Origin of the sequence: Agrococcus sp. TF02-05, from assembly GCF_017565345.1 — a bacterium.
Classification (GTDB): Bacteria; Actinomycetota; Actinomycetes; order Actinomycetales; family Microbacteriaceae; genus Agrococcus; species Agrococcus pavilionensis.
Window position 1 is genome coordinate 13,670 of the sequence record NZ_JAGEKO010000003.1, and the last position, 15,290, is coordinate 28,959.

A 15,290-nucleotide genomic window follows, 5' to 3' on the forward strand; every position below is an offset into this window, starting at 1 on the left:
CTGGACGCACCTCAGCCCGCGGCGACGAGCTCCTCGCGGCGCAGCTCGATCCACGGGCCAGCGGGGTTGATGACGATCGAGGCGAACGGCCCCTGCTGCAGCTGCTCGAGCACGTGGGTCGTGGTGGTCGTGACGATGCCGTCCTCCGGGTCGCGCGCTAGGATCTCGGGCGCGGAGGTGAAGGCGAGCAGCGCCATGCTCCCGTCGTCGCGGCGCGTCACGCGCAGCTGCGGCGGCTCGTCGTCACCCTGCCCCTCGGCGCGCTGACCGGCGAGCAGCAGCGGCCCCTCGGCGACGAGCGCGGTGATCGCCTCGGCGCGCGGCGCCGTCCCGGCATCGACCGCGGCGATCGCGGCGCTCAGCCGGTCGTTGCGCGGGTGCCGCAGCGCGAAGTCGATGTCGGCGGCCGAGAGCGCCGCGGTCTTCTCGGCGGGGTCGATGTAGAGCCACGCCGCGCCCTGGCGCCGCGCGAGCTCGAGCACCGCGGCCGCGGGCTGGCCGATCGACTGGTAGCGCGTGCCCTCCGGGTGGATCCGCGCGATCTCGTCGTTGCTCGTGAAGGCGAGCAGGGCCCGCTGCCCGTCAGGGCCCACGCGCTGGTTGATGCGCAGCTTCGATCCCGTGTGCAGCCGGCCCTCCGAGATGTTGAGCTCGGAGCCCGTCACGTCGAGCAGCAGCTCCCCCGTGAGGCATGCCCGCAGCACGTCGAGCATCGTCTCGTGCTTCGGCTCGGCGGCGAAGGCCGCCGCCGCGCGCCGCACCCGGTCGTTGTCCACGAGCTCTGCCATGCGCCCACGCTACCGACGACGCGCCCTCCTCGGCCGAGAATCTGCAGAAGACGCACACTTCACTCTTGACTTATATAAGCGACGGTGCAACAGTGCTCGCATGCATGCGCTCGACGTCCTCGGCGACCCGGTGCGGCGACGCATCCTCGAGCTGCTCGCCGACGGCGAGTCGAGCGCGGGCGAGCTCGCGCAGGCGATCGGCGAGGAGTTCGGCATCAGCCAGCCGGCGGTGAGCCAGCACTTGCGGGTGCTGCGCGAGCACGGCTTCGCGAGCGTGCGGCCCGAGGGGCGACGGCGCCTCTACGCGGTCGATGCGGCCGGTCCGCGCGAGGCGAGCGAGTGGCTCAGCGCGTTCGACCGCTACTGGGCGCCGCGGCTCGCGGCGCTCGACACCGAGCTCGCGCGGGGGCGCCGGCAGCGGCGGCTCGACGCGGAGCGCGACACAAGTGAGGGATGACCATGGTGGATGTGCAGGCGCAGCTCGGCGCGGTCGAGCGCACGGTGGGGAGCACGGAGGTCGACGGCGCGCCCGCGCGCGTGCAGTCGCTCGCGCAGCGCTACCCCTCCCCGATCGACGACGTGTGGAGCGCCGTGACGGATCCCGCGCGGATCGCGCGGTGGTTCTTGCCGGTCTCGGGGGACCTGCGGCTCGGCGGCCGCTACCAGACCGAGGGCAACGCGGGCGGCGAGATCCTCGAGTGCGATCCGCCCGCCGGCGACCGCGCGCGCTACCGCGTGACGTGGGAGTTCGGCGGCGGGATGTCGTGGCTCGAGGTGCGGCTGACGGGCGAGGGCGACTCGACCCGCTTCGAGCTCGAGCACGTCGCGCGCGAGGCGGACGTGCCGGCGGAGATGTGGGAGACCTTCGGCCCGGGCGCCACCGGCGTCGGCTGGGACGGCGGACTCCTCGGGCTCGCGCTGCACCTCTCCGCGCCCGACACGGCGATGACGCCCGAGCAGGGGCAGGCGTGGGCGCTGAGCGACGAGGGCATGGCCTTCAACCGCGGCGCGGCCGACGCGTGGGCCGAGGCGTCGATCCTCGCCGGCACCGACCGCGAGACCGCGCGTCGGCAAGCCGCCGCGACCTTCGGCTTCTACGCCGGCGAGCCGGGCACGAGCGGCGAGGGCGCCGATCCGACGGGCGGCGACCCGGCGCACGCGGCGGGCTGACGCTCGCCCCGACGCGCGGAGCGGCCGAGCCGGCGCGGTGCCGGCTCGGCCGCTGTCGTGCTCGGCGCTACGCCGACTCGGGCGCCGAGGGGTGCCCCGGCGCGAGGAGCGGACCGGCCTGCCCCTTCGAGGCCATCGCCGAGCCGGCCGCCTGGCCCTGCGCGGTCGCGTTCACGATCGCCTGCAGGTCGATGCCGGTCGCGTCCTTCATCATCTGCGTCATCGAGGCCATGTTGCCGACCATGTCGCCCGTGAGCTTGCCGGTGCCGTCGGCCGAGACGACCGTGATCTGCGACGACGCGTAGGCCTTGCCGAACGCATCCGCCACCTGGGGCATGACCTTCAGTAGCTCCTGCGCGAGCACGACCTGCGCGTTCTCGGTGAGCGCCTTCGCGCGCGCCTCGATCGCCTGCGCCTCGGCGAGGCCCTTCGCGCCGATCGACTCGGCTTCGGCGCGGCCGCGCGCGGCGGTCGCGACGCCCTCGGCCTCGCCCTCGGCCTTCGCGGCCTCGGCCGCTGCGATGCGCGCGGTGCGCTGCGCGGCGCCGCGCGCCTCGGTGACGGCCGCTTCGGCGTTGCCCTCCGCCTTCACGGCCTCGGCGCGCGCCTCGCGCGCTGCCCGCTCGGCGTTCGCCTCGGTGGCCTTCGCCTTCGCGTTCGCCTCGGCGGTGACCTGGATGCGGTAGGCCTCGGCGTCGGCGACCTTGCGCACCTCGGCGTTGAGCTGCTGCTCGCGCAGCTCGGCCTCGCGCTGGGCGGTGATCTCCTCCTGCGCGACGATCGCCTGCCGCTGCACGGCCTCCTCGAGCGGCTGCGCCGCCGCGGCCTGCGCGACGGCCTTGTCGGTCTCGGCCCGCACCGCCGCCTCCTGCAGCTGCAGCACTCGGTTGGCCTCGAGGATCTGCTTCTTCGCCTCGATCGACGCCTGCTCGGCGGCCTTCTGCGCCTCGGTGTTCGCGATCGCCGCGGCGCGCTGCACGGCGGCCGACTCGGGCACGCCGAGGTTCGAGATGTAGTTCTGGTTGTCGTTGATCTCCTGGATCTGCAGCGTGTCGACGACGAGGCCCTGCTTCGTGAGGGCGTCCTCGGCGGCCTGCAGCACCGCATCCGCGAGTGCCTTGCGGTCGTGGATGATGTCGAGCACCGTCAGCTGGCCGATGATGCCGCGGAGCGAGCCCGACAGCACCTCCTGCGTCGACGACTCGATCTCCTCCTGCTGCGAGAGGAAGCGCTGGGCGGCGTTGCGGATCATCTCCTCGGTGCCGCCGACCTTGATCACGGCGACCGCCTGCGCGTGGATCGTGATGCCGTTCTTGGTCTGCGCGGTCGTGTTGAACAGCAGCCGCCGCGAGCGCAGCGAGAGCTTGAACGACTTCTGCACGAACGGCATGACGAAGACGCCGCCGCCCGTGACGACCTTCTGGCCCGAGAGGTCGGTGAAGGAGTGGCCGGATGCGTCGACGGTCGTCTTGCCCTTCCGGCCGGTGACGATGATGGCCTCGTCGGGCTCGGCGATGCGGTAGCGGCGGACGGCAGCGGCGATGAGGATCGCGATGACGACGACCGCGATGACGATCAGGATGACGACGGGACTGAGCAGATCGGGCACGGAGGCTCCCTAGGTGCGTGGTGCGTGACACTCGCACCGTACGGGGGCGCGGCGCTCGTGCTCGCACGGCGCGGCGGTCTCGTGAGAAGACCTCAGACCGCGAGGCGCGGCGGGCGGCCCGGCCGCCGCTCGCCGATGGTGTGCCGCGCTGCTAGAGCAGGCCGCGCGTGGCCTGCACCTGCGCTCGCAGTCGGTCGTGCTCGAGCAGCTGGTGCTCGGCCTCCACCGCGACCGTGTGGCGCTGGAGCCACGATGTCTTCGCCGTCCCGAAGCGCGTGCTGCGCTCGCTGCGTGCCATGGTGATGCCTCCTCGAATCGAACCCTTGGGCTCGATCCCACCACCGGCCACCCACATGGGAGAGGCGCTGCGACGCGCCGTCGCGGCGGTGCGGACGGCCCGCGAGGCCCCTACCGCACGAGCAGGATCTTGCCGCCAGGGGCGTCCGCCGACCCCATGAGCTGGTGCGCTCGGCCGGCCTCGGCGAGCGGCATCGTCGCGCCGATCACGGGGCGGATCTCGCCGGTCGAGAAGAGCGGCCAGACGTGCTCGCGCACCTGGGCCACCGCATCCGCCTTCGAGCCGCGCCCCTCGATCGGGCGCGCGCGGAGCGTCATGGCGCGGAGCGTCACCCGGCGCTGCATGAGCCGTCGCAGGTCGACCTCGGCCCTCGAGCCACCCTGCACGGCGATGATCGTGAGCGCGCCGTCGAGCGCGAGGGCGTCGAGGTTGCGGTCGAGGTAGTCGGCGCCGATGACGTCGAGCACGAGCTCGGCGCCGCGGCCCTCGGTCGCGCCGAGCACCGCCTCGACGAAGTCCTCCGAGCGGTAGTCGATCACGAGCTCGGCGCCGAGCGATCGCACGAGGTCGTGGTGGCGCGCGCTCGCGGTCGTCGCGACGCGCCAGCCGCGGGCGCGCAGCAGCAGGATCGCCATCGTGCCGATGCCGCCCGAGCCCCCGTGCACGAGCGCGAGGCCGTCGGGCGAGGACGGCGGCACGTCGCGGATCGCGGTCCAGACGGTGAGGACCGCCTCGGGGAGCGCCGCCGCCTCGTCGAGCGCGATGGCGGCAGGCACGGGCAGCACTTGCGTCGCCGGCACCGCGACCCGCTCGGCGTAGCCGCCGCCTGCGAGCAGCGCGCACACCGGCTCGCCGAGCGTGATTCCCTCCACGCCCTCGCCGAGCGCCGTGATCGTGCCCGAGCACTCGAGCCCGAGGATCTCGGAGGCGCCGGGCGGCGGCGGGTACTTGCCCGCCGCCTGCATGACGTCGGCCCGGTTGACGGCGGTCGCGACGACGTCGATGACGACCTCGCCGTGCCCCGCGACGGGATCGGGCGCATCCGCCCACTCGAGCGGCGCGCCCGCCGCGCGCTGCCGGATCGCCTTCACGTCGTCACCGCACCGCGATCGTGAGCAGCAGCACCGCGTCGGTGAGCGCATCCACCGCGTGCGTCTCGTCGGGGATGTCGACGAGGTCGCCCGCCGCGAGCTCGACCGACGCGCTCCCCCACCGCAGCCGCACGCGGCCGACGAGCACGTGCAGCGTGCCCTCGCCGTTCGCGGAGTGGTCGTCCATGCCGTTGCCCTCGGTGAGCGCGAGCACCGTCTGCCGCAGCGAGAGCCCGCGGCCCGAGCGGGTCGACCGCCCGGCGCGGCCGCTCGAGGCCTCGCGCGCGGTCGCGAGCAGCTCGTCGGCGAGGGTGGGCAGGTGCACGGCGTCCATGCCCCCAGCATGCCGGGGATCGCGCCGGGGCTCTAGCCTGGCCGCGGAGGCGGACATGGCGGATGCGGTGGGTCACGAGGGCGCGCTCGGCGCGCCTCGCGTCGTGGCCGACGGCGCAGCGCTCGCCGCGCGCACCGGCGCGGCCGACGAGCGCGGCGCGGTGTGGCGGCTCGCGGAGCCCGAGCGGCACCTCGACGCGAACGTCATCGCGCTCCCGCCGCTCGGGCGCATCGAGCCGCACGACGGGCCGGCCGAGGACGTGCTGTGGCACGTGCTCGCGGGCGCCGGCACGCTCGAGACCGACGGCGAGCCGGTCGCGCTGCGAGCGGGCGCGATCGTGTGGCTGCCGCGCGGCTCGCGGCGCGCGGTGACCGCGGGCGAGGAGGGCCTCCGCTACCTCTCGGTGCACCGGCGGAAGGGCGGCTTGGGCATCGGCGCGCGGCCCGCCGACTGACGCGCGCTCAGCCCTCGATCAAGATCGCTCGCCCGGTGCCCGCCTGGGGCGTCGGCGCGCGCTACATTCGGCTCTCGTGAGCAACGTCGCCCCCTCCGCCGTCATCCTCGTACGCTCGCGCCGGTTCCGCGTGAACCCCGCGACGGCCGCCGACAACGCCTTCCAGGCCGACCCGCCCGCGGTCGACCCCGCGGCCCTGTCGGCGCAGGCGACGCGCGAGATGGACGCGGTCGCCGACGCGCTCCGTGCGGCGGGCGTGACGGTGCACGTCTTCGACGACGACGACCCCACGCGCCCCGACAGCGTCTTCCCCAACAACTGGATCTCGACGCATCCGGGTGGCATGGTCGGCGTCTTCCCGATGTTCGCCGCGAACCGGCGGCACGAGCGCCGCGGCGACGTGCTCGAGATGCTCAAGGCGCACTACCGGGTGCAGACGATCGTCGACTACTCGGGCCTCGAGGCCGACGGCATCTTCCTCGAGGGCACGGGCGCGATGGTGATCGACCACGACTCGCGCGTCGCCTACATGGCGCGCAGCCACCGCGCCGACCAGGTCGCGCTCGAGCGCTTCTGCGCCGACTTCGCCTACGAGCCGATGGCGTTCGACGCCTTCGACTCGGGCGGCCTGCCGGTCTACCACACCAACGTGCTCGGCTGGATCGGCACCCGCATGGCGATGTTCGCGCTCGAGATGGTGCCGGATGCGTCGCGTCGTGAAGCGCTCCGCGAGCGCCTGTCGGTGCACGGTCGGCAGGTCGTCGAGCTCACCGAGGCGCAGGTCGGCGAGTTCGCGGGCAACGCGATCGAGCTGACCGGTCGGCACGCCGACGGCAGCTGGCGGCCGATCGTGGCGATGTCGGCGCGCGCGCGGCGCTCGCTGCGCGATGACCAGGTCGCCGCGATCGAGCGCTCGGCCGAGATCGTCGCGGTCGACATCCCGACGCTCGAGCTCTCGGGCGGCTCGGTGCGCTGCATGATCGCCGGCATCCACCTCGACCCGCGGCCGGGCGTGCGGCCCGGGCACGCGGCGGCGGACGACGCGCTCGCCGCCGAGGCGACCGCGCTCGGCTGAGTCTGCGGGCGCTACGCGGCGCCGGGCGCGCCCGCGGGCTCGACGGGGACGGCGGCGCCGAGCACCTCGGCGATCGTCGTGATCGTCGCGAACCTCCCCGCCAGGGCGGCGGCGGTGCGGGCGATCACCTCGTCGGCGGAGAGCTCGCCCGAGCCGTCGTGCAGGGCGAGCGGATGCGTCGCGGTCGCGTCGAGCACGACCTCGACCCGGTAGCCGAGGTCGCTCGCGAGCCGGGCGGTCGTCTCGACGCACTGCTCGGTGCGGATGCCGGCGAGCCGCACCGAGCGGATGCCGCGCCGCTCGAGCTGCTGCTCGAGGTCGGTGGTCGTGAAGGCGTTGTGCACGCGCTTGACGAGCACGGGCTCTCCGGCGGCCGGCTCGAGCCCGTCGAGCAGGCGCACCGCGCCCGACTCCGGATCGAAGGCGCCGCCCGAGCCCGGCTCGGCGTGCAGCACCCACAGCACCGGGTCGCCCACGGCTCGGGCGTGCTCGACGAGCCGGGCGACGTCGGCGGCGATGCCGGGGTTCGAGATGCGGTCCCACCGCGACTGGCGGCGGAACGATTCCTGCACGTCGATGACGATGAGGGCGGTGTTCATGCTCCGAGTGTGGGGGTCGGCGGGCCGGAGGGGCCAGCGGCGGGACTGCCGATCTCGCGCAAGATCCCGCCAGGCGGCGATCAGCGCGGTCAGCGGCGGTAGTGCGCCTGGAGGCGGCGGAGGCCCTCGTCGATCGAGACGCTCGGCGTCCAATCGAGGTCGCGGCGCGTGTCGCGCTGGTCGAACCAGTGGGCGGTCGAGAGCTGCTCGGCGAGGAAGCGCGTCATGGGCGGCTCGTCCTGCCCCGGCCGGACCGCCCACGCCCGCTCGATCGCGCTGCCCGCGGCCTTCGCGAGCGCGGCCGGCACGCTGAAGCGCGGCGGCCGCACGCCCGCGGCGAGGCAGATGCCGGCCATGAGGTCGCCGACCGCTCGGGGCTCGCCGTTCGTGATGACGTAGGCGTTGCCGTGGGCGGCGTCGGCGCGCCCCAGGGCCGCGACGATCCCGCTCGCGGCGTTGTCGACGTAGGTCGAGTCGATGAGCGCGGTGCCGCCGTCGAGCAGCGGCAGCGTGCCGCGGCGCGCGCGGTCGATGATGCGCTCGGTGAGCTGCGGGTCTCCCGGGCCCCACACGAGGTGCGGCCGCACGGCGACGACCCGCATCGAGGCGGAGTCGCGGGACAGCGCGAGCAGCTCGGCTTCCGCCTTGGTGCGCGCGTAGTCGCCGCGCGCGTGCTCGGGCGAGGCCGGCTCGGCGCCGACGCCCGCGAGCGCCGCGCCCGCGTGCGCGACCGAGGGCGACGAGACCTGCACGAAGCGCGAGACGCCCGCGCGCTCGGCGGCGTCGAGCATCGTGCGGGTGCCGTCGACGTTCACGCGGCGGAAGTCGGCCGGGTCGCCGGCGAGCGAGACCTTCGCGGCGAGGTGCACGACCCCCTCGGCGCCCTCGAGGGCGCGCGCGACGAGGGATGCGTCGGTGACGGAGCCCAGGACATCCGTCGCCTCGGGCACCTGCGACGCGCGCCGCTGCAGGGTGCGCACCTCGTGGCCGGCGGCGACGAGCTCTGCGGCGACGGCGCGGCCGAGGAAGCCGGATGCGCCGGTGACGACGACGATCACGGCGCGCTCGGCTTCTCGCCCGCGAGCACGCGCTCGGCCCAGCCCGACAGGCGGGAGCGGTCGATCTTGGAGTTGTGGCGGATGTCGGTCGGCAGCTGCGGCACCGCGAGCACGGCGGCGAGCGGCACGCGGGAGCGCTCGCGCACGGCGGCGGCGAGCTCCGGCTCGGCGAGGCCGGGGCGCGCGACGGGCGGGATGGTCTCGACGACCGCGACGGCCTGCCGCAGCCCGTGCGGGCCGACGCCGATGACGCCCGCGCGGCGCACGCCGTCGACCGACTCGGCGTCCTGCTCGGGGCCGACGGGCGCGATCGGGCCGTCGGCGGCGACGATGACATGCTGCGTGCGGCCCTCGATCCACACGCGCCCCTCGGCGTCGAGGTGGCCGAGGTCGCCGGTGCGGTGCCAGCGGGGCGCGTCCGCGTCGACGAGCGCCTCGGTGTCGCGCGCCGCCATGCGGTCGGTGAGCCAGAGGCGGTCGTAGTGGTCCTTGAGGTGCCGCGCGGCGATGACGATCTCGCCGAGCACGCCGGGCTCGGCGCTCGGCTCACCGGTCGCGAGGCCGTCGGCGTCGAGCGCGCTCACGAGCACGCGGTTGTCGCCGATGGGCTTCCCGACGCACACGCCGGCGTCGGGTGCGGATGCGGCGGCCCGGATGCCGTCGAGCGTCACGTCGGTCACGAGCAGGCACTCGGTCATGCCGTAGGGAGTGTGCGGCGTCGCGTTCGGCATCACCTCGGCGGCCGAGGCGAGCAGTGCCTCGCCGATCGGTGCCCCGGTGGAGAGGAACGTGTGCACGCGCGCGAGCGCGGCGCGCTCGTCGGGACCGAGCGCATCCGCCGTCGCCACGACGTTGAGCACCGCCGCGGGCGAGAGGAAGACGATGCCCGCCTCGGACGCGCGGACCCCCGCGGCGACGGCGGTCGCGGTGAGGGTGCGGGGCGCGGAGACGTCCATGTCGGGCGTCGCCGAGCGGGTGCCGAGCGCGGGCCCGAGCAGCGCGAAGGGGGCGAAACCCGTGACGAGGCCGGTCTCGGGGGTGATCTCGAGGTGGCGGGCGAGCACGTCGCGGAGCGCGCTCAGCTGGCCGTGGCGGTACACGACGCCCTTCGCGGGGCCCGTGGAGCCGGAGGTGAAGAGGATCGCGGCGTCGTCGTCGGGGCCGGGCTCGGGCGGCGGCGCCTCACCGCTCGAGCGGATCGCGGCGCCGAGCGCGGCGACCTGGCCGAGGCTGTGCGAGACGTCGAGCGCGGCCTTCGCGGCGTAGGGCAGCCGCTCGGCGGAGATGCGCATGCCCGGCCAGCCGAGCGTGCGGGCGGCGGTGAGGCCGAGCCGCTCGCCGATGATGACGTCGGGCCACGCGCCGCGGACGGCGCGCGTGAGCCCCTTGACGCCGAGGCCGGCGTCGGCCACGACGACGACCGCGCCGATGCGCAGGCATGCGTAGATGACGGCGGTGAGGGTCGGCCCGGGCTGGACGAGGAGCGAGACGCGGTCGCCGCGCTGCACGCCGAGCTCGGCGAGGCCCGCAGCGAGGTCGAGCACGCGGTCGTGGAGCTGGCGCCAGGTGACGCGGCGGGCGGGGCCGCGCTTCGTGGCCATGTCGATGACGGCGACGTCGTCGTCGGTGGCGCGGGCGTCGAGGCCGGACCAGAGGGGGCGGAACGCGTCCGGCCCGTTGGTCGAGTAGTCGTCCGGCAGTCCCCCGTTGGTCGAGTAGTCGTCCGGCAGTCCCCCGTTGGTCGAGTAGTCGTCCGCAGGACGACGTATCGAGACCTGTCCCTCCCGTCTCGATACGGCGCCTTCGGCGCCTACTCGACGAGCGGGAATGGGGGCGCCTACTCGACGAGCGGGGGTGGGGCCGGTGGGGAGCCAGTTGAGGATCGCGGCCGCGTAGGGGCGCTCCTCCGCGACGAGGTGGTTCGCGCCCTCGAAGCGGTGCACGTCGGCGTGCGGCAGCCGGTCGACGAGGTCGTCGAGGTAGCGGTCGCCGAAGATCGGGTCCTTCGGCCCCCACAGCATGAGCGCCGGCACCTCGAGCGCGGCGACGCCAGCGGCGATGCGGTCGAGCTCCGGTCGGCTCTCGTGCGAGGCGTCGGCGGGGATGTCGGCGACGAAGCCACCGATGCTGCCGCGCCGGTCGGCCGAGCGATAGGGGGCACGGTACGCGTCCTTCACCTCGGCCGGCAGCGGCGGACTCGCGAGCGTGAGCGTCGTGTCGAGGAACGCGGTCGTCGCGACCGTCGATGCGGCGAGCACGCCGCGAGCGCCGGCGAGCCGCAGCGGCGCGGGGATCGGCACGCCCTCCGGGTGGTGGATCGCCGTGTTGAGCAGCGCCACGCCCGCGAGCAGCTGCGGGTGGTCGACCGCCCAGCCGAGCGAGACGACGCCGCCCCAGTCGTGCCCGAGGGTGACGACCGGGCCTTCAAGCCCCAACGCATCCGTCAGCCCCGAGAGGTCGGCGACGCGCTGCGCGAGCGGGCGGTGCATCCCGGTGCGCTCGGAGTAGCCCATCTCGAGCTGGTCGACGGCGATGACGCGCCACGCCGGCTCCCCGGCCGACGCCGCCGCGACCGACGCGGCGAGCATCGATCGCCACAGGTAGCTCCACGTCGGGTTGCCGTGCACCGCGAGGATCGTGCCGACGGGCGTTGCTCCGAGGCGCTCGAGCTCGGCGCCTGAGTCCAGGACGTGCCACGTGCGGGTGCGTCCCGCATCCGCCCCCGTGCCCGGCACGGCGACGAGCCGGCTCCAGGCGGGCTCGAGCCCCGGCAGCCCCGTCGGCGGCAGCGCGGCGGGGGCGGCGGGAGCAGTCACCAGGCGAGCTCCATCATGGCCGTGTTGAGGCCCGAGCCGACGCCCATGAGCAGCACGCGATCGCCGCGCTGCAGGTGCTTCCGCTCCTCGACGAGCGTGATGGGGATGGATGCGGGGCCGACGTTGCCGAGGCGCGGGAAGGTCGTGGGCACGCGGGCGGGGTCGAGGCCCGCCGCCTTGATGATCGCGTTCGTGTGCACCGAGGAGACCTGGTGCGTGATGTAGCGGTCCATCTTCGACCAGTTCCACTCGGGCGCCGCCTCGCGCCAGGCGGAGACGACGAGGTCGAGGCCGCCCTTCAGCAGCTCCTTCGCGTTCGTGTACATGCCGTCGACGCTGCCGACGCACAGGTCGTGGAACTGCGTCGCGGCGCGCGTGACGCCGCCGAGGATGCGGTGGCCGTCCGGGTGCTTGTCGGCGCGGCCGAGCACGGCGGCGGCGGAGCCGGAGCCGAGCGTGAGAGTGGCGAACTCGCTCAAGAAGCTCGTCCGGTCGACGTCGTCGCGCAGCAGCCGGTCGATCGTGTTGACCTGGATGTCGTCGGCATCCTCGCCGTTGACGACGATCGCGTAGTCGATCTGACCTGACTCGATCATGCCGCTCGCGAGGCTCATGCCGTTGACGAAGCCGAGGCACGCGTTCGCGACGTCGAAGTTGATCGCGCTCGTCGGCAGCCCGAGCTCGTGGTGCAGGCGCACGGCGACGGAGGGCTCGAGGTGCTTGCGTGTGACGCTCGTGTTGATGAGCAGGCCCACCTGGCCCGGCTCGACGCCCGCCTCGGCGAGCGCGCGGCGACCCGCGTCGACGGTCGCGGCGTCAGCGGACTCCCCCGCCGTCGCATCCCAGTTGCGGCGCTCGAGCACGCCAGCGACCCGGCGCAGCAGCCCGCCCTTGAGGCGCAGCCGCGAGAGCGCGTCACCGAGGCGGTGCTCGATGTCCTCGGAGGTCGTCACCCGGCTGGGCAGGGTGCTCGCGACCGACAGCAGGGCGACGTTGTCGAAGCGGGTGGTCGCGTTGCCTGTCATATGGGGTCTCCGTGGGAGGCGGCTGGGCGCGGTCGCGCATCGATAACGGTATCGACGCGACCTGTGGTCGATCTGCATGGGTGCGTCGGGATCGCCGCATCCGGCGTCGGGATGTGGACGCGTCAGGACGGGGGATGCATCGGGTCGCGATCCGCCGTGCGGATCGTGCCGCGCGCATCGCGGCGCGCGAGCCAGCCGACCGCGAGGCCGACGGCGACGCCGGCGACGTCGGCCACCGCATCCCACGCGTCGCCAGAGCGGCCCGGCAGCAGCACGTGCTGCACGAGCTCGGAGGGCACGGCGTGCGCCACGAGCGCCGCGCCGAGCCAGAGCGGCCGGAGCCCCGCGAGCACGCCGAGCAGCGCCGGCGCGGCGAACACCGCGAAGTGGACGAGCTTGTCGGAGCCGGGCGGCGCCGGGATGTCGGACGGCGGGTCGGGCACGTAGAGCACGACGAGCTGCGCGACGAGCGCGAGCGCGAAGAGCACCGCCGCCGCGCGCCGCCACCCCCGTCCGCTCATGCGTCGATCGTCGCATCCCGCGAGCGCCGCGCCCGCCCATCGCGCTTCTCCGCAGCACAGACATATGGCGATCGGCGCTCATCCGGAGCGGATGGCAGCCGACCGCCACATACCTGTCGCAGCGTCAGGGCGTCGGCATGCCGCCGTTCACGTTGAGCGTCTCGCCGATCACATAGCTCGACTCGGGCGAGGCGAGGAACACGTAGGCGGGCGCGAGCTCGGTCGGCTGGCCGGCGCGGCCGAGCGGCGTCGACTTGCCGAACTCCGGCAGCTCCTCCTTCGGCTGGCCGTCGGTCGGCTGCAACGGCGTCCAGATCGGGCCCGGCGCGACCGCGTTGACCCGGATGCCCTTCGGCGCGAGCTGCTGCCCGAGCCCCTTCGTGAAGTTGTTGATCGCTGCCTTCGTCGACGCGTAGTCGAGCAGCACGGGCGGCGCCATGTAGGCGACGATCGACGTCGTATTGATGATCGTCGAGCCGGGCTTGAGGTGCTTGAGCGCCGCCTTCGTGATGCGGAACATCGCGAGGATGTTGACCTGGAAAATCTCGACGAGCTGCTCGTCGGGGAGCTCCTCGAGGCTCTCGCGCGCGATCTGCTTGCCCGCGTTGTTCACGAGGATGTCGAGCCCGCCCAGGCCCTGCACCGCATCCGTCACGAGGGTCTCGCAGAAGGATGCGTCGGTGAGGTCGCCGGGGAGGAGGACGGCCGTGCGGCCCTCAGCCTCGATGATGCCCTTGACCCACTGCGCGTCGGACTCCTCGGCGGGCAGGTAGTTGATGGCGACGTCGGCGCCCTCGCGCGCGAAGGCGATCGCGACCGCGGCACCGATGCCGGAGTCGGCGCCGGTGATGAGCGCCTTGCGGCCCTGCAGGCGGCCGGTGCCGCGGTAGGAGTGCTCGCCGCGGTCGCTCTTGGGCGTCATCTCGGAGTCGAGCCCCGGCTCCTCCTGGTGCTGCTCGGGCGGCTCGATCGCGGGGTAGCGGTCGACGGGGTTCTGGAACGTCAGCTGGTCGGTGGTCTCGAGGTGCGCGTCGTCGGCGTGCGTCTGGTCGGTCATGGCTGGCTCCTTCGCGTCGGGGGTCAGCACGGTAACCAGCGGGGCTGAGCGCGGCGTCCGGCTCGCGCACAGCGCGTGTGGAGGTGGCAGTTCTCCACAGGCAGTCGTCCGGGTCGCACGAAGCCGCGCCCACCGCGCGCATCCTGCGGACATGAGAGCGGATGCGACCCACCGGTTCACCTTCGACGTCACGGGAGGCGGTTCGTTCGAGTGCATCGCGCGCACGCGCTCCGAGGCCGAGCAGGTCGCGCGGCACGCCGGCGCACCGGTGCGCTTGCGAGCACAGACGCCGCTCGGCCCGCGCGAGGGCGATGCGGCGGCCAGGCGGATGCTGAGAGGCTCGCGCCTCGGCAACCCGGTCTGGAAGCACGATCTGCACGAGCTCGTGCAAGTGCTCGACCACGTGCGCATGTGCGGTGGTGCCGCCTCGGTCGTCCCTGTCGCCGCGCTCCTCCCGGAGGACATCGCCGCGCGCGGCATCCAACCGTGCTCGGAGCACGAGCACGAGCCGTGGCCGGACGGCCGGGTGCCGGTCGATGCGCCCGCCGGAGTCACCGTCTGCGTCGAGGAGGACGGCGGCTGGGAGCTGCGCCTGATGCACTTCACACCGCTCCCGCAGCGCTTCGCCCAGCTCGAGTGGGAGCGGTGCGAGCACGGCAACCCAGCGGTCTCGCTGGTGCCGGGCTGCTCGGTGTGGACCGTCGCGGAAGAGGTGATGATGGCGCTGCTGCTCTCGGTCGGCATGCGCCCGGGCGAGCTCTCCGCCAAGCCGATGCTCCCGTCCGGCCTCGTGGGCTGACATGGCAAGACCGGCTTTTCTTCCCATTCTCGGGCAGCGGCGCTACCCTCGCGCCATGGATCGGGTCACCATCACCGCCGCGCGTGACCGGCTCTCGACACTCGTCGACCGGGCGCGGACCGCACCCGTCTACCTCACGCGCCGCGATCGCGAGGTCGCCGCGATCGTCGACGCCGACGTGCTGCGACGGCTGCTCGACGACGCGGAGGAGCTGGCCGACATCAGGGCGGCGGCGGCAGCAGAGGACGAGGCCGAGCGCCTCGACGAGGTGCCCGTGCCGTGGGACGAGGTGAAGCGCGACCTCGGCCTCTCGTGAGTCGCTACCGCGTCGAGCTGCTTGGCGCAGCGGCTCGCGCCCTTCGGAAGCTGCCACCGGACGGCAAGCGCCGCGTGCAGGCGATCCTCGAGCTGCTCGCCGACGATCCGCGGCCGCCGGCCGCGAAGAAGCTCACCGGGCGGCCGGAGTGGCGGGTTCGCAGCGGCGACTACCGGGTGATCTACGCGATCGAGGACGATCGTCTGCTCGTGATCGTCGTGACACTGGGCAGGCGCGACACCGTCTACCGCTGAGCGAGGCGAGGCACGGCGAGCACAGC

At 74.0% G+C, this 15,290-nt stretch carries 18 protein-coding genes; 7 read left to right on the forward strand and 11 right to left on the reverse strand.

Features of this window, described 5'->3' with window-relative positions; all coding sequences use genetic code 11:
- Positions 1 to 11: 11 nt before the first annotated feature.
- Positions 12 to 788 carry an SseB family protein gene (locus JQT67_RS03460; protein ID WP_208063528.1) on the reverse strand — a complete coding sequence of 259 codons (777 nt, stop codon included), beginning with the start codon at positions 786 to 788 and terminating at the stop codon, positions 12 to 14.
- Positions 789 to 888: 100 nt separating this feature from the next.
- Between JQT67_RS03460 and JQT67_RS03465 the strand changes: the two genes are divergently transcribed.
- Positions 889 to 1,245 (forward strand): helix-turn-helix transcriptional regulator, encoded by a 357-nt coding sequence (locus tag JQT67_RS03465; protein ID WP_021011526.1) that lies wholly within the window; start codon positions 889 to 891, stop codon positions 1,243 to 1,245.
- Positions 1,246 to 1,247: 2 nt separating this feature from the next.
- Entirely contained in the window at positions 1,248 to 1,958 is a 711-nt protein-coding gene (locus JQT67_RS03470; protein ID WP_208063597.1) for an SRPBCC domain-containing protein, read from the forward strand.
- A gap of 67 nt (positions 1,959 to 2,025) precedes the next feature.
- On the opposite strand, the gene JQT67_RS03475 is transcribed toward JQT67_RS03470, so the two are convergent.
- The 4 genes from JQT67_RS03475 to JQT67_RS03490 form a co-directional block, all read right to left on the reverse strand.
- Positions 2,026 to 3,567: an SPFH domain-containing protein gene (locus JQT67_RS03475; RefSeq protein ID WP_307864190.1), complete on the reverse strand. Its 1,542-nt coding sequence runs from the start codon at positions 3,565 to 3,567 to the stop codon at positions 2,026 to 2,028.
- Positions 3,568 to 3,718: 151 nt separating this feature from the next.
- Positions 3,719 to 3,865: a hypothetical protein gene (locus JQT67_RS03480; protein WP_021011530.1), complete on the reverse strand. Its 147-nt coding sequence runs from the start codon at positions 3,863 to 3,865 to the stop codon at positions 3,719 to 3,721.
- A gap of 110 nt (positions 3,866 to 3,975) precedes the next feature.
- Positions 3,976 to 4,956: an NAD(P)H-quinone oxidoreductase gene (locus tag JQT67_RS03485; RefSeq protein ID WP_307864192.1), complete on the reverse strand. Its 981-nt coding sequence runs from the start codon at positions 4,954 to 4,956 to the stop codon at positions 3,976 to 3,978.
- A gap of 4 nt (positions 4,957 to 4,960) precedes the next feature.
- Positions 4,961 to 5,290 (reverse strand): LuxR family transcriptional regulator, encoded by a 330-nt coding sequence (locus tag JQT67_RS03490; RefSeq protein WP_208063530.1) that lies wholly within the window; start codon positions 5,288 to 5,290, stop codon positions 4,961 to 4,963.
- A 55-nt stretch (positions 5,291 to 5,345) separates the two neighbouring features.
- Here JQT67_RS03490 and JQT67_RS03495 point away from each other — a divergent pair, with 55 nt between their 5' ends.
- Together JQT67_RS03495 and ctlX are read left to right on the forward strand one after the other, a co-directional pair.
- A complete protein-coding gene (locus tag JQT67_RS03495; protein ID WP_208063531.1) occupies positions 5,346 to 5,744 on the forward strand; it encodes a cupin domain-containing protein in 399 nt (132 codons plus the stop codon).
- A gap of 76 nt (positions 5,745 to 5,820) precedes the next feature.
- Positions 5,821 to 6,819, forward strand: coding sequence for a citrulline utilization hydrolase CtlX (ctlX, locus tag JQT67_RS03500; protein ID WP_208063532.1), 999 nt, complete (start codon positions 5,821 to 5,823; stop codon positions 6,817 to 6,819).
- 11 nt (positions 6,820 to 6,830) lie between these two features.
- On the opposite strand, the gene JQT67_RS03505 is transcribed toward ctlX, so the two are convergent.
- The 6 genes from JQT67_RS03505 to JQT67_RS03530 form a co-directional block, all read right to left on the reverse strand.
- Positions 6,831 to 7,418 (reverse strand): cysteine hydrolase family protein, encoded by a 588-nt coding sequence (locus JQT67_RS03505; RefSeq protein ID WP_208063533.1) that lies wholly within the window; start codon positions 7,416 to 7,418, stop codon positions 6,831 to 6,833.
- Positions 7,419 to 7,507: 89 nt separating this feature from the next.
- Positions 7,508 to 8,476, reverse strand: a complete 969-nt coding sequence (locus JQT67_RS03510; protein WP_208063534.1) for an NAD-dependent epimerase/dehydratase family protein — start codon at positions 8,474 to 8,476, stop codon at positions 7,508 to 7,510.
- Positions 8,473 to 11,292: an alpha/beta fold hydrolase gene (locus tag JQT67_RS03515; protein WP_374222115.1), complete on the reverse strand. Its 2,820-nt coding sequence runs from the start codon at positions 11,290 to 11,292 to the stop codon at positions 8,473 to 8,475. The genes JQT67_RS03510 and JQT67_RS03515 overlap by 4 nt, the downstream gene beginning before the upstream one ends.
- The gene (locus JQT67_RS03520) at positions 11,289 to 12,317 is read right to left on the reverse strand and encodes a 3-oxoacyl-ACP synthase III (RefSeq protein WP_208063535.1); all 1,029 of its coding nucleotides are present in this window, start codon (positions 12,315 to 12,317) and stop codon (positions 11,289 to 11,291) included. The genes JQT67_RS03515 and JQT67_RS03520 overlap by 4 nt, the downstream gene beginning before the upstream one ends.
- 122 nt (positions 12,318 to 12,439) lie before the next feature.
- Complete coding sequence (locus tag JQT67_RS03525) at positions 12,440 to 12,838, reverse strand: VanZ family protein (RefSeq protein ID WP_208063536.1); 399 nt, start codon at positions 12,836 to 12,838, stop codon at positions 12,440 to 12,442.
- A gap of 124 nt (positions 12,839 to 12,962) precedes the next feature.
- Positions 12,963 to 13,895, reverse strand: a complete 933-nt coding sequence (locus tag JQT67_RS03530) for an SDR family oxidoreductase (RefSeq protein WP_208063537.1) — start codon at positions 13,893 to 13,895, stop codon at positions 12,963 to 12,965.
- 151 nt (positions 13,896 to 14,046) lie between these two features.
- On the opposite strand from JQT67_RS03530, the gene JQT67_RS03535 reads away from it, so the two are divergent.
- The 3 genes from JQT67_RS03535 (at position 14,047) to JQT67_RS03545 (ending at position 15,264) form a co-directional block, all read left to right on the forward strand.
- A complete protein-coding gene (locus JQT67_RS03535; protein WP_208063538.1) occupies positions 14,047 to 14,694 on the forward strand; it encodes a hypothetical protein in 648 nt (215 codons plus the stop codon).
- Between the two features lie 55 nt (positions 14,695 to 14,749).
- Positions 14,750 to 15,010, forward strand: a complete 261-nt coding sequence (locus JQT67_RS03540) for a type II toxin-antitoxin system prevent-host-death family antitoxin (RefSeq protein WP_208063539.1) — start codon at positions 14,750 to 14,752, stop codon at positions 15,008 to 15,010.
- Positions 15,011 to 15,084: 74 nt separating this feature from the next.
- Positions 15,085 to 15,264 carry a type II toxin-antitoxin system RelE/ParE family toxin gene (locus tag JQT67_RS03545; RefSeq protein ID WP_307864193.1) on the forward strand — a complete coding sequence of 60 codons (180 nt, stop codon included), beginning with the start codon at positions 15,085 to 15,087 and terminating at the stop codon, positions 15,262 to 15,264.
- The last annotated feature ends 26 nt before the right edge of the window (positions 15,265 to 15,290 follow it).

Excerpts from the sequence above, each read along its gene's own strand:
- JQT67_RS03460 (WP_208063528.1), bottom strand. The coding sequence starts at position 788 with ATGGCAGAGCTCGTGGACAACGACCGGGTGCGGCGCGCGGCGGCGGCC.
- JQT67_RS03465 (WP_021011526.1), top strand. The coding sequence starts at position 889 with ATGCATGCGCTCGACGTCCTCGGCGACCCGGTGCGGCGACGCATCCTC.
- JQT67_RS03470 (WP_208063597.1), top strand. The coding sequence starts at position 1,248 with ATGGTGGATGTGCAGGCGCAGCTCGGCGCGGTCGAGCGCACGGTGGGG.
- JQT67_RS03480 (WP_021011530.1), bottom strand. The coding sequence starts at position 3,865 with ATGGCACGCAGCGAGCGCAGCACGCGCTTCGGGACGGCGAAGACATCG.
- JQT67_RS03490 (WP_208063530.1), bottom strand. The coding sequence starts at position 5,290 with ATGGACGCCGTGCACCTGCCCACCCTCGCCGACGAGCTGCTCGCGACC.
- JQT67_RS03495 (WP_208063531.1), top strand. The coding sequence starts at position 5,346 with ATGGCGGATGCGGTGGGTCACGAGGGCGCGCTCGGCGCGCCTCGCGTC.
- JQT67_RS03505 (WP_208063533.1), bottom strand. The coding sequence starts at position 7,418 with ATGAACACCGCCCTCATCGTCATCGACGTGCAGGAATCGTTCCGCCGC.
- JQT67_RS03520 (WP_208063535.1), bottom strand. The coding sequence starts at position 12,317 with ATGACAGGCAACGCGACCACCCGCTTCGACAACGTCGCCCTGCTGTCG.
- JQT67_RS03525 (WP_208063536.1), bottom strand. The coding sequence starts at position 12,838 with ATGAGCGGACGGGGGTGGCGGCGCGCGGCGGCGGTGCTCTTCGCGCTC.
- JQT67_RS03530 (WP_208063537.1), bottom strand. The coding sequence starts at position 13,895 with ATGACCGACCAGACGCACGCCGACGACGCGCACCTCGAGACCACCGAC.
- JQT67_RS03535 (WP_208063538.1), top strand. The coding sequence starts at position 14,047 with ATGAGAGCGGATGCGACCCACCGGTTCACCTTCGACGTCACGGGAGGC.
- JQT67_RS03540 (WP_208063539.1), top strand. The coding sequence starts at position 14,750 with ATGGATCGGGTCACCATCACCGCCGCGCGTGACCGGCTCTCGACACTC.